Raw genomic sequence first — 12,208 nt, 5'->3', positions numbered from 1 at the left:
CCTTAATCCCCAACAGCATTGTTATCATTGCAGAATGTGCTGCGACAAGGGCAGGTTGCATAAAAAATTGGCAGCGTCTGGAGGCGACACTTGCTGCAATGCCTATTCATGCCTCAGCGCGTCGATCGGGTTAAGCCGCGCGCCGCGCAGCGCCGGGAAGAAGCCGAACACCATGCCGATCAGCGCGGAGAAGCCGACCGCAAGCAGGATGACCGCCGGGCTTGGCGCAAACGGGATCGTCAGCGTCACCGAGGCGAGGCCGGCCAGCGCCAGGCCGATCAGGATGCCGATGATGCCGCCAAGCAGCGACAGCACGGTTGCCTCGACCAGAAACTGGATGAGGATATGCTTTTCATGGGCGCCGATGGCGAGCCTGATGCCGATCTCGCGCGTGCGTTCGGTTACCGACACCAGCATGATGTTCATAATGCCGATGCCGCCGACGAGCAGGCTGACGCCGGCGACGGCGCCGAGCATGCCAGTCATGGTGGTGGTCGCGCTGGCCATGGCATCGGCGATTTGGGTCATGTCGCGGATCGAGAAATCATCGTCACGGTCGGGCGTGATGCGGCGTGTGTCGTGCAAGATGTCCTCGACGCGCTGCTGCAGCACCGTAGTCGGCGTACGGTCGTCGGCGGCGACATAGATCGAGTCGATGTCGCGATTACCGGCAATGCGACGCTGATAGGCGGCGAGCGGCATCAGCACGACATTGTCCTGGTCCTGGCCGAAACCGGTATAGCCCTTCGGTTCGAGCAAGCCGATGATCTTGCAGGAGGTGCGGTTGACGCGGATGATCTCGCCTTCGGGGTCGCCGGCACCGAAGAACTGCTGGCGCACCGTCTCGCCGATGAGGCAGACGTCGGTGCCCGAGCGGGTTTCCGAATCGCTGAACGGGCGGCCCGAAACCAGCTTCCAGTCGCGGGCATCGAGATAGGCGCTGTCGGTTCCGGTGACGCCCGAGGTCAGGCTTTCGGTGCCGAAAATGACGCGCACCTGCTTTTGCGACGCCGGCGAGATGGCGCGCGAGCCGTCCAGATGCGCGGCAAGCGCGGTGATATCCTTGTAGGCAAGAGGCCGGACCACCTGGTCGAGCCCTCCAGGTCCGCCAGGCCCGGCCGGACGGCCGGAACGGATGACAAGCAGATTGCTGCCGAGCTTGGAAATATCGGACTTGACCTTTTCGGTGGTGCCCGAGCCGATGGTCAGCATGGCGATGACGGCGGCAACGCCGATGACGATGCCGAGCAGCGTCAGGAACGAGCGCAGCACGTTGCGGCGGATGGAGCGGAGCGAGAGGCGAACGGTTTCCCAGATCATGGCTAGGCCATCTCGAGATTGGCTGTGTCCAAGGCGACATGGCCATCGAGGAAACGGATCGTGCGCTGCGCATAGCCGGCAACATCGGCTTCGTGCGTGACCATGGCGATAGTCAGCCCGAGCTCGCTGTTCAGCTGCGTCAGGAGTTCCATGATCTCGTGCGTGCGGGCGGTGTCGAGATTGCCGGTCGGTTCGTCGGCAACGAGCAGCGTCGGCCTGGTGACGATGGCGCGCGCGATCGCCACGCGCTGCTGCTGGCCGCCGGACAGCTCGGCCGGCGTATGATGCTCGCGGCCGACAAGGCCGACCTCGGCAAGTGCCTGCATGGCAAGGCCGCGGCGCTCGCGGGCACCGGCGCCGCGATAGATCAGCGGCAGTTCGACATTCTCGGCGGCCGTGGTGCGCGGCAAGAGGTTGTAGCCTTGGAAGACGAAGCCGACATAGAGGTTGCGCAGCACGGCGCGGCGGTTGCGATCGAGACGGCCGGCGTCGATGCCTTCGAAGCTGTAGGTCCCAGCGGTCGGCGTGTCGAGGCAGCCAATGATGTTCATGGCCGTCGATTTGCCCGAACCGGACGGGCCCATGATGGCGACGAATTCGCCGCGCCTGATGGCGAGGTCGACGCCGGCCAGCGCATGCACCCGGGCCTCGCCCTGGCCATAGCTTTTCCAGACCTTGTCGAAGCCGATGAGGGTCGCGCCCGATGCCACGATCAGCTCCGCGGCTGCGAGGCGGTAATGACTTGCGCGCCTTCCTCCAGGCCGGAAACGATCTCGGTCAGTTCGCCATCTGTCGAGCCGACCCTGACGTTGACCGGATGCGGCCGGCCATTCTCCAGCACGTAAAGCGTGCGCGAGCCGTCGCTGGGCTTCGTCGCCGCCTGGCGCTGGCGGTTGCCGCCCGGGCGCCCCATGCGGCCGGTGAACAGGTCGGTGAGGCTCCAGCCGCGCTCTGCCGTTTGCGCCGGCCGGTAGCGGAAGGCGATCGATGGCACGGTGAGCACGTTCTTGGCCTGCTTGGTGACGACCGAGACGGTGGCTGTCATGCCGGGCCGCAACAGAAGCTCGCTATTGTCGACGTCGAGCCTTGCATCATAGGTAACGACACCGTCGGTGGTGACCGAGGCATAGGAAATGTCGCGGATTTCGGCGTCGAATGGCCGTTCGGGGAACGCGTCGACGGTGAAGCGCGCATGCTGGCCGGGTTTGACGGCGCCGATATCGGCCTCGTCGACCGCAGCCTTCAATTCCATGTTCTTCAAATCCGCAGCGATGACGAACAGCACCGGCGCCTGCAGCGAGGAGGCGACCGTCTGGCCGGGATCGACCGAGCGCGTCAGTATGATGCCATCGATCGGAGCGTAGATTGTGCTCTTGGCAAGATCCGTCTGCTGCGCCTTGAGATCGGCATTGGCCATGGCGAGGTTGGCTTTGGCGATATCGAGCGCTGCCTTCGAGCGGTCGCGCGTGGCGGTTGCCGCTTCAAGCGACTGGTCCGTCGCCATGCCGCGCTTGGTCAGTTGCGCCGCGCGCACCAGCGCCTTTTCGTTTTCGGCCAGGGTCACGGTGGCGTCCTCGACGCTCGCCGCCGCTGCCTTGGCGGAGGCCTGGGCGCGCTCGATCTGCACCTCCAGCTTTGCGGTGTCGAGCGCGGCCAGCACATCGCCCTTCTTCACCAGCTGGTTCTCGTTGACCGAAACCGAGCGGACGACGCCGGAGAGTTCGCTGGAAATATCGACCTGGGTGAGAGGCTGCAGCGTGCCGGTAGCCGAAACCGCGACGGTAAGGTCGGCCATGGCGGCCAGTGTCGTGGTATACTCGATCTTGGCGGGCGAGCCCGCATACCACTGGTAGCCGACGACACTCGCGGCGACGGCAAGCAGTGCGAACACTGCGTAAAGCCAACCGCGACGTTTTGTCTTCAGGCCCTGGTGGTCGAGCCCGAGCGCCGTCTCGATGGCGGAGGCGGATTCCGTCTTTGGCAGATTGACAATCTGGTCCACGCCGGACCCCTATGTTCAGTGATATCCCATCAGTGCACAAATCAGGCCTTATGGTTCAAAATTCAAATTAAATTTCGCTCATGTTTGGAATGAGGCAGAGGACTTACTGAGATGCAGCCGCGGAATTACTTGCTTTACGACGTATTCACCACCAACCGGCTGGCCGGCAATCCGCTGGCCGTCGTGCTCGACTGTGACGGGCTCAACGTTGCGGCGATGCAGGCGGTGGCGCGCGAGTTCAACCTGTCCGAAACCGTCTTCGTGCTGCCGCCGGACAACCCGAAGCACCGGGCCCGCATCCGTATCTTCACGCCCGACTATGAAATGCCGTTCGCCGGCCACCCAACCGTCGGCTCGGCGATAGCGCTCGCCGAAATGGCGGGAGAGGCCGCCGGCATCTTCGTGCTCGAGGAGAATATTGGCCCGGTGCGCTGCGCTGTCAGCAAGCACGACGGTTCGACCTTTGCCGAGTTCGACCTGGCGAAACTGCCGGCGCAGCTGGCATTGTCGGCCGATCCCGAGGCGATCGGCGCGGCCCTTGGCCTTGGGCCGCACGAGATCGGCTTCGAGAACCACCGCGTTTCGTTCTGGTCGGCGTGCGTGCCCTACGTGACCATCCCCGTCGCCAATCTGGAGGCGGCCGCCCGGATCAGGCTGGACAACCAGGCCTGGTCGGAGCTCGCACCACGCAAGAGCGAATGGGCCTTCGCCAGCCCCTATGTCTATTGCCGCGAGACGGTGCACCATGACAGTGCCTTCCATGTCCGCATGATGGTGCCCGGCAATCCGTCCTACGAAGACCCGGCGACCGGCTCAGCGGCGGCCGCGTTCGCTGGCGCGATCATGCATTTCGACGGCCCGACCGACGGCGTTTCACAACTGTGGATCGAGCAGGGGCTGGAGATGGGCCGGCCTTCGCGCATTCGCCTCGAACTGAATGTCGAAGGCGGCAAACTGGCGGCCGCCCGCATCGGCGGCCATGCGGTGAAGGTGGCTGAAGGCAGGCTTTTTGTTTGACGACCTCGGCACTTCGGCGATTTGTCGGGAAATGAATCCCACGGGGCTGGACATGGCGGATGTCGGCGGCTATATGCCCGCCAACGCCGGTTTTGCCGGCCGAGTGGGTGCGTAGCTCAGTTGGTAGAGCAGCTGACTCTTAATCAGCGGGTCCACAGTTCAATCCTGTGCGCACCCACCAAAGATTTCAAAAATTTGGTGGAAAAGACCCTGGAATGCGAGACGCGTTGACCCGTCTCGGGCCTGTGGCGATAAGGCGCGGGTTTGATGCTCGGCTGCGAAGCAGCAGTAAATTTTTTCTCTTGGCTAGACGTACGGAAAGACGGATGGCAATTTCCGAGCTTGCTGTCTTCTAGTCATTGAAAAGAGAACGCTTGGTACCCGATCACTATGCCATCGTTTATACGGAAGAGACGCGAAGAATCTTCGTGATAATTTCTGAGATTTTCGGTGATTTTGTCCTTACCAAGAGCTGTTCCGGCTCGAATTGCGGCTGCATCGGCTGCATGATGTTCTCGTCAAAAGTGCTGATTGGCGAAGCCGAATTCTCGGTCCTTGACCTTGATGGATCGAAGGCTCTGGATGAAAATCTGATGGCTTATTCATTCACAGAGGAAGGAGAAACCTTTCTTTTCGGCCTTAAGCACAAGTACAAGGCTTACAAGGGTACGATTAACAAAGAGAAGCTTGACAAGATTTTCAGATTTCCAGATGCCGTTGTCATCATCAAACGTGAGGAGGACGGCACTTTTACCCATTCTTATGTTTCGCCGACCGTGGATGGGCGTGTCATATCACGGGGTTGCCGGGCAACACCGCACTGCCCATGCGTCGGATGCCGGATCGTAGATATGTGGTACACCAAGGCGCCCGGCCATATCACACCTGCGGTGGATATCTCAGAGGGGAGGGCTTCTGCAGAAGGAGAATTGATTCTTCCGATCTTTGAGGGCGAAGAAATTATTTCGAAGATGCTGACGCGCGACCCGTCCGTTTGCCATGCCTTTTCTCCGAATATCTTCGATTCTCCCCTTGAGCAGATGTTCTACGAGCTCGCCTTTCTAGACCTGCATATATATCCACAGCATCCTGTCGGGAAATATCGCTTGGACTTTGCGATCCCCGACAAGCGCATAGCCATCGAACTCGATGGACATGAATATCATAAGACCAAGTACCAGCGTACCCACGATGCAAAACGAGACCGCTGGTTGTATGGCCAAGGATGGACCGTCTTACGATTTACAGGGACGGAAATTCATCAGAACTTGGACCACTGCCTTGACGAAATATGCACGTTGGTTGGCATCGAGCGTGTAAGTAAGTCCCAATAGAGCGCGGTAGAATGTGCAGGCCCGGCCGGCCACAGCTGTGTTATGTGCGGGCTTGCCAAGGCCGGGCTTGAACTTGACCTTCATGGCAATCTAGCGGGTCACTGTGATCTGCGAACCAGGATCCATGCTGCGGTCCCAGAATGCCAGCCGCGACCTCTTGCGGATCAAGCTCATAGGCCGATGTTGAACTGGATTACTTCTCAGACACCCCAGCCTCGCCAAAGCTTGCCATGCGGGCGTGGCATTCGAGTGCCGAGCGGACGATGTTGATGGCGAGGCAGGCGCCGGAGCCTTCGCCGAGCCGCATGCCGAGGTCGAGCAAGGGCGGCAGGCCCAGCGCCTCGAGCAGGCGGCGGTGGCCGGATTCGGCCGAGACATGGGCTGCCAGAGTGTGGGCGAGGCCAGCAGGGTGCAGCGCTGCCAAGGGTGCCGCGGCGGCGGTGCAGACGAAGCCGTCGAGCAGCACCGGGACGCCTAGGTGGCGCGCAGCCAGCGTCGCACCAAGGATCGCCGCGAGCTCGCGGCCGCCGAGGGCTGCCGCTATCTTCAGGGGGTCGGCTAGCGCCGGGGCGTGGCGCTTCAGGCCGGCCTCGATGGCGACGATCTTGCGCACGAGGCCGGCGTCGTCGACGCCGGTGCCACGCCCTGTCCATCGCTCCGCGCCGCCGCCGAACAGCGCGGTCGAGATGGCCGCCGCCGGCGTGGTGTTGCCGATGCCCATTTCGCCGAAACATACAAGGTCGAGATCCCTGCTGATCGCGTCGTAGCCTGCCGAGACGGCGGCGAGGAAGGCTTCGTCGTCCATCGCCGGCTCTTGCGTGAAGTCGCCGGTCGGACGGTCGAGGTCGAGCGGGATGACGTCCAGCTCCGCGCCGGCGATGCGGGCAAGCTGGTTGATGGCGGCGCCGCCGCCGGCGAAATTCGCCACCATCTGCACGGTGACCTCCGACGGGAAGGCCGACACGCCTTGCGCGGTGACGCCGTGGTTGCCGGCAAAGACGAAAACCTTGACGCGGTCGAGCTTTGGTATGTCGCGGCCCTGCCAGCGCGCCAGCCAGGCGGCTACTGTCTCCAGCCGGCCGAGGCTGCCTTGCGGCTTGGTCAGCGTGTCCTGGCGGTGGGCGACGGCGTTGGCCGCGGCGTCGCTGCCATTGGGCAGGTCGAGGCAGGCGGTGCGCAGTTTATCGAGCGATTTGAAAGGCATGGGGGCAAAATCTCCGAAACAGAGTCAAGACAGGGAAACGGAAGCGACGAGCAGGATTGCGATCTCGCCGAGCTGCTGAAGGGCGCCTACGGTGTCGCCGGTCTGGCCGCCGATCTGGTTGAGGCAAAGCGCGCGGAAGGCGGCGAATAACAGACCGAGCAGGATGATCGCGAAAACGGCAGCGCCGAACCCAAGCGCCAGCAGCGCGACCGCACCGAGTACGGCACCGATGCCAGCTGTTTTAGCCGAGACGGTGCCTGCTTCGGCCGAAAGGCCGTCGCTGCGGGCCGGCGGCAGCAGGTGCATGAAGGCGCCGAGCAGGCCGCGCGAAGCGGCATGCGCGGCAATGAGAGCCCAGAAGACATGAGCCGGGCCGGCGAATCCAGAGAGTACGCTCCAGCGGATCAGCAGCGAGACAGCAAGTGCACAAGCGCCGTAGGCACCGATGCGGCTGTCGCGCATGATCTCCAGCTTTCTGTCGCGTGTCTTGCCGCCGCCAAAACCGTCGGCGACATCCGAAAGCCCGTCCTCATGCAGGCAGCCGGTAGCGAGCAAGATCGCGGCAAGGGCCAACGCGGCAACAGGACCTGCGGCTAGGCCGAGCCTTGTGCCGATGGCGTAAACCAGCGCACCGACCAGAGCGACGGCGAGACCGGCAACGGGTGCAGCCCAGATCGCAGCGGCAAGGCTGCGGCCACGGAAGTCGGCTCTCGGCAGCGGCAGCCGGGTAAAGAAGACGAGGCAAAGCGCGATATCATCGAGAATTTGCTGTTGCGAGGGGATCTGGAGGTTGAGCATGATCTATTCCGAAAACCGGCTACCACTTTTCGGGATCATGCTCTCGCCCCTCGCAATGGCGTGGAAGAACGTGCCGCTGACATTGCCGCGCCGGTAGCCGGAGGCGCCGAGCGGGTTGCCTTGTCCGTCGGCGAGGTCGGCCAGCGGCTCGTCAGTGCCGGTCGCAATCATCTGCGCGTAGTGGAATTCATGGCCGCGGACCAGCGTGCCTCGGCCGCCGAGCGGACAGCCGGACCGCAGCCGCGCCTCGCGGTAGCCGAGATTCATCTTGCGCTTGGCGAAGCTGGTCGAATGGCCGAGGAGGCCAAGCATCCGATGCGTCTCGCCCGACGCGTCCTCGAGCGCTTCGCCCAACACCATGAAGCCGCCGCACTCGCCATGCACCGGCCGCGTGGCGGCGAACCTCGCCATGCCCGCCCTGAAATTCGCGGCGGCGGCGAGGCGGCCGGCGTGAAGCTCGGGATAGCCGCCGGGCAGCCAACAGACATCGCAATCGTCGCCAGGCGCCACATCAGCGAGCGGCGAGAACGGCACGATTTCGGCGCCGGCCTTGCGCCAATGCATGGCGACATGCGGATAGAGGAAGGTGAAGGCGGCGTCCTCGGCGAGCGCAATGCGCTGGCCGGGGGGAGGCAGCGCATCGCCGAAATTGCCCGGCGCGGGCGTGAATGGCGCCGCCAGCGCCATGATGGCCTCGAGGTCGAGCGAGCGCTCGACCATGTCGGCCAGCCGGTCGAGGTGCGCCATCAGATTCTCATATTCGCCGGCCTGGACGAGACCGAGATGGCGCTCGGGCAGGTTGAGCGAAGGATCGCGCAGGATAGCGCCGACGACAGGCAGGCCGAGTGCTTCGATGGCATCACCGCAAAGCCGGCGGTGGCGTTCGCTGCCCAGCCGGTTGAGCACGACCCCGGCCATGCGTACATCCGGATCGTAGGTGGCAAATCCCTTGGCGACCGCCGCTGCCGTGGTCGACTGGCCGGAGACGTCGAGCACCAGCAGCACCGGCAGGCCGTAGAGCCGGGCAAGGTCGGCGGCCGAACCAGTGCGCCCTTGAGCAGCAGGAATCCCGTCGAACAGGCCCATGGCGCTTTCGAGGAAGATAAAATCGGCATCTTCGGTCGCTTCGCCGGCCAGTGCGTTGAGCAGGGCGGGCGGCATTGCCCAGCTGTCGAGATTGATGCCGGACAAGCCTGTGGCGGCGGTGTGGAAGCCAGGATCGATATAGTCCGGGCCGGATTTGGCGCCGCGCACTTTCAGGCCGCGCCGGGCAAGTGCGCGCAAAATGCCGATGGTGACGCTGGTCTTGCCCGAGCCCGAGCGCGGCGCGCCGATGATGATGGCGCGGGTCATGGCTCACCAGCCAGTGCCGCGCGCATCCCGACGATGCCGCCGACGACGATCAGCGCCGGCGAGGTCAGACCGGCGGCCGCTGCCTCTTCCGCAATCGTGGCGAGCGTGGCGACGACGATACGCTCCTGCGGCGTCGTCGCGGCAACGATGACCGCGGCGGGCGTCGAAGACGGCAGGCCGCCCTCGAGCAGCGAGGCGGCGATCAGCGGCAGATTGGCCATGCCCATATAGATGACCACCGGCTGGCCGGTGCGGGCGATTGCCGTCCAGTCGAGATCATCATCGGTGCCGGCGGCATGGCCGGTCGCCAGGATCAGCGCCTTGTTGATGCCGCGCATGGTGCCGGGAATGCCGGTCGCGGCCAGCGCGCTGAGGCCGGACGTCAGGCCAGGCAGGATGCGGAACGGGATAGTTTCCCCGGCCAGCGCCAGCGCCTCTTCGCCGCCACGCCCGAAAATATAGGGGTCGCCGCCCTTGAGCCTGACGACGCGCCGGCCCGCGCGCGCCAGCCGGACCAGCAGAGCGGTTATGTCGTCCTGCTTCATCGACGGCTTGCCGCCGCGTTTGCCGGCATAGAACAGTTCCGCGCCCTCGGCGACGGCGACGACCGCGGGCGAGACCAGCGCGTCATAAACCAGCGCGTCGCACTGTCCGAGGGCGGCCAGCACTTCCAGCGTCAGGCAGCCGGGATCGCCAGGGCCGGCACCGGCCAGCCAGACATGACCGGGCTCCAGCTGGCGCGGCTTGAAGTTCAGCCGGGTGAGCGCCTGCTCGACCGTAGTGTTTCTGTTGCTGCCGCTCACAATCCGTCCCGTCCGCGAAAGCGTCGCTGGTAGTGCGCGTCGTACAGTGAACTTTCGCCAAAGCCCTCCGCCTCCAGCGAGCGGCCGACGAAGATGATTGCCGTGCGTTCCATCGGATCGGCGGCCAGTTGTGCCTCGATGGTGGCCAGCGTGCCGGTCAGCACGCGCTCGTCCGGCCAGGAAGCACGGAAGACGACCGCCACCGGGCAATCGGCGCCATAGAACGGCGTCAGTTCGGCGACGATCCGGTCGATAGCGTGGATGGCAAGGTGGATGGCCAGCGTGGCGCCGGTGCGGCCGAAGCCGGCCAGCGTTTCGCCGGGAGGCATTTTCGAGGCGCGGCCGGAGATGCGGGTCAGCACCAGGCTTTGCGCGATTTCTGGAATGGTCAGCTCGCGGCGCAGCGCTGCCGCCGCAGCGGCGAAGGACGGCACGCCCGGCGTCAGCGTGTAAGGAATGCCGTGCTTTTCCAGCCGGCGGATCTGTTCGGCAACGGCGCTCCACACCGAAAGATCGCCGGAATGCAGGCGGGCGACATCATTGCCGGCCGCGTGGGCTGCCAGATATTCGGCCTCGATCTCGTCGAGCGACATCGGCGCGGTGTCGATCAACCTCGTTCCGGGCGCGCAGTGCTGCAACAGCTCCGGCGCGACGATCGATCCGGCATAGAGGCAGACGGGACAACTGCCGAGCAGGCGGCTGCCGCGCAAGGTGATGAGGTCGGCAGCACCCGGGCCGGCACCGATGAAGTGAACGGTCATGCCGCATCTCCGCTGATGGCGATGGCGCAAGTGACAGCACCGAGCACGGTGCGCGGCCCGAGCAGTTTTGCGCCTTGGCCGGCGGCGGCAAGCGCCGAGGCTTCGGAAACCGACGGCGTGCCGGCATGCTCCTGCGATAGGTCGGAACGGCTGGTCGTAGATGCGGCTTTGAGTTCATCCTGCTCGACGACGATCACCGGAAGGCGGAGTTCGCGTCCGGCGGCGAAGATTGCCGCTTCATCCTGCTTGAGAGACGCGGTCGCGAGGGCTGAAAGCGCGGGCAGGGCAAGCCCGTGCGCCTCCAGCGCGGTTTCTACCGCAGCAAGCACGTCGCGTGCGCTGACGCCTTTGCGGCTGCCGATGCCCGCGACCATCATGGCTTGACCCATCTCCATTGGGTGACCGGCATAGCCGGCCGCCAGGCCTGCATCGAACCAACCGGCGAAGCACGGGATACAGCGATGCGGGTGAGGTCGCCTCCGTGCGCGGCGTGCCGGGAAAGCAACACGGCCTCCATCTCCAGCGTCACGGAGTTGACGACAAGTCGGCCGGCATCCGGCAAGGCATCGATTGCTGCGTCCAGCACGCCGGCATCGCTGCCGCCGCCGCCGATGAAGATCGCCGCCGGCGTTTCCAGTCCGGCAAGAGCTTGCGGTGCCGAACCTTCAACGACGGCGAGACCGGGAACGCCGCAAGCCGCGGCGTTGCGTCGGATGCGCGCGGCGCGCGCCGGATCGGCCTCAACGGCGATCGCACGCATGGAAGGATGGGCCAGCATCCATTCGATGCCGATGGAGCCCGATCCGGCGCCGATGTCCCACAGCAGTTCGCCGCGTCTTGGCGCGAGAGCGGACAGGGTGACGGCGCGCACTTCGCGCTTGGTGATCTGGCCGTCATGCTCGAACAAATAATCGGCAAGTCCCGCTGTCAGCGGCAGGATGCGTGCTTGCGAAGTCGATTCAACTTCGATCGCGAGCACGTTGAGCGGGTTGATCTTTTCGAGATCGAAAGTGCCGGCACTCGCCGAGCGCAGCCTTTCGTTCGGCCCACCCAGCGCCTCCAGCACCGTCAACCGCGAAGCGCCGAAGCCAAGTTCGGTCATGAGAGGGGCAATCGCTCCCGGTGCATCGCTGTCCGAGGTCAGCGCGAGAATGCGGGTGCAAGGATGCAGCAACGGCCGGATCAGGTCGAGCGAGCGGCCATGCAGCGAAATGGTCTCGACGTCCTGCAGCGCCCAGCCCAGGCGTGAGGCGGCCAGCGAAAAGGCCGAGGGCGCGGCGATCACCCGCATACCCTCCGCCGCGACCTTGCGGGCGAGGGTGACGCCGACACCGTGGTAGAAGGGATCGCCGGAGGCCAGCACGCAGACGCGTCTGCCGGAGAGCGCCAGCACGTCGCGCAGCTCGGCATCGAAAGGTGTCGGCCAGGCGCGCGCTTCACCTTTGGCGAGCGACGCGACGAGGGCAAGGTGGCGCTTGCCGCCGAAGACGAATTCGGCCTCCGCGATCAACCGCTTGGCCTTGTCGCCGAGACCCGCTACACCGTCCTCGCCGATGCCGATGATCGTGAGCCACTTTGAGGTGAGCTTGGCGCCGCGCGGAGCTTCAGCAGGCATG

General features: G+C 64.6%; 12 protein-coding genes and 1 tRNA gene. 3 read left to right on the top strand and 10 right to left on the bottom strand.

Annotation, left to right across the window (positions count from 1 at the left end; all coding sequences use genetic code 11):
• Positions 1-102: 102 nt before the first annotated feature.
• From NKI29_RS16455 to NKI29_RS16445, 3 genes are read right to left on the bottom strand one after another with little or no spacing between them, the layout of a single operon-like run.
• Complete coding sequence (locus tag NKI29_RS16455) at positions 103-1,320, bottom strand: ABC transporter permease (RefSeq protein ID WP_352570408.1); 1,218 nt, start codon at positions 1,318-1,320, stop codon at positions 103-105.
• A gap of 2 nt (positions 1,321-1,322) precedes the next feature.
• Complete coding sequence (locus tag NKI29_RS16450) at positions 1,323-2,030, bottom strand: ABC transporter ATP-binding protein (protein ID WP_352796721.1); 708 nt, start codon at positions 2,028-2,030, stop codon at positions 1,323-1,325.
• A 2-nt stretch (positions 2,031-2,032) separates the two neighbouring features.
• Positions 2,033-3,322 (bottom strand): efflux RND transporter periplasmic adaptor subunit, encoded by a 1,290-nt coding sequence (locus NKI29_RS16445; RefSeq protein ID WP_352570406.1) that lies wholly within the window; start codon positions 3,320-3,322, stop codon positions 2,033-2,035.
• 111 nt (positions 3,323-3,433) lie between these two features.
• Here NKI29_RS16445 and NKI29_RS16440 point away from each other — a divergent pair, with 111 nt between their 5' ends.
• The 3 genes from NKI29_RS16440 to NKI29_RS16430 all read left to right on the top strand — a co-directional run bounded on the left by NKI29_RS16440 (position 3,434) and on the right by NKI29_RS16430 (position 5,673).
• Positions 3,434-4,339: a PhzF family phenazine biosynthesis protein gene (locus NKI29_RS16440; RefSeq protein WP_352796717.1), complete on the top strand. Its 906-nt coding sequence runs from the start codon at positions 3,434-3,436 to the stop codon at positions 4,337-4,339.
• Positions 4,340-4,444: 105 nt separating this feature from the next.
• Positions 4,445-4,520 (top strand) — tRNA-Lys (locus tag NKI29_RS16435).
• Between the two features lie 193 nt (positions 4,521-4,713).
• On the top strand, positions 4,714-5,673 hold the full coding sequence (locus NKI29_RS16430; protein WP_352796714.1) for an endonuclease domain-containing protein: 960 nt from the start codon (positions 4,714-4,716) through the stop codon (positions 5,671-5,673).
• A gap of 193 nt (positions 5,674-5,866) precedes the next feature.
• On the opposite strand, the gene cobT is transcribed toward NKI29_RS16430, so the two are convergent.
• Genes cobT through cbiE form a run of 7 tightly spaced genes read right to left on the bottom strand, consistent with a single transcriptional unit; the run spans position 5,867 to position 12,207 of the window.
• Complete coding sequence (gene cobT, locus NKI29_RS16425; protein WP_352570401.1) at positions 5,867-6,877, bottom strand: nicotinate-nucleotide--dimethylbenzimidazole phosphoribosyltransferase; 1,011 nt, start codon at positions 6,875-6,877, stop codon at positions 5,867-5,869.
• 24 nt (positions 6,878-6,901) lie between these two features.
• Positions 6,902-7,675, bottom strand: coding sequence for an adenosylcobinamide-GDP ribazoletransferase (cobS, locus tag NKI29_RS16420; protein WP_352570400.1), 774 nt, complete (start codon positions 7,673-7,675; stop codon positions 6,902-6,904).
• 3 nt (positions 7,676-7,678) lie between these two features.
• Positions 7,679-9,028, bottom strand: a complete 1,350-nt coding sequence (locus NKI29_RS16415) for a cobyrinic acid a,c-diamide synthase CobB (RefSeq protein WP_352570399.1) — start codon at positions 9,026-9,028, stop codon at positions 7,679-7,681.
• Positions 9,025-9,831 carry a uroporphyrinogen-III C-methyltransferase gene (gene cobA / locus NKI29_RS16410; protein WP_352796711.1) on the bottom strand — a complete coding sequence of 269 codons (807 nt, stop codon included), beginning with the start codon at positions 9,829-9,831 and terminating at the stop codon, positions 9,025-9,027. The genes NKI29_RS16415 and cobA overlap by 4 nt, the downstream gene beginning before the upstream one ends.
• A complete protein-coding gene (gene cobM, locus NKI29_RS16405; protein ID WP_352796708.1) occupies positions 9,828-10,592 on the bottom strand; it encodes a precorrin-4 C(11)-methyltransferase in 765 nt (254 codons plus the stop codon). Before cobM ends, cobA begins: the two co-directional genes overlap by 4 nt.
• Positions 10,589-10,969 (bottom strand): cobalamin biosynthesis protein, encoded by a 381-nt coding sequence (locus NKI29_RS16400; RefSeq protein WP_352570396.1) that lies wholly within the window; start codon positions 10,967-10,969, stop codon positions 10,589-10,591. The genes cobM and NKI29_RS16400 overlap by 4 nt, the downstream gene beginning before the upstream one ends.
• Positions 10,966-12,207 (bottom strand): precorrin-6y C5,15-methyltransferase (decarboxylating) subunit CbiE, encoded by a 1,242-nt coding sequence (gene cbiE / locus NKI29_RS16395; RefSeq protein WP_352570395.1) that lies wholly within the window; start codon positions 12,205-12,207, stop codon positions 10,966-10,968. The genes NKI29_RS16400 and cbiE overlap by 4 nt, the downstream gene beginning before the upstream one ends.
• Between the last annotated feature and the right edge of the window lies 1 nt (position 12,208).

This window comes from Mesorhizobium sp. M0678, from assembly GCF_040320505.1.
Classification (GTDB): domain Bacteria; phylum Pseudomonadota; class Alphaproteobacteria; order Rhizobiales; family Rhizobiaceae; genus Mesorhizobium.
Note: the sequence above shows the minus strand (reverse complement) of the source record. Positions and strands in the feature narration are given on the sequence as shown.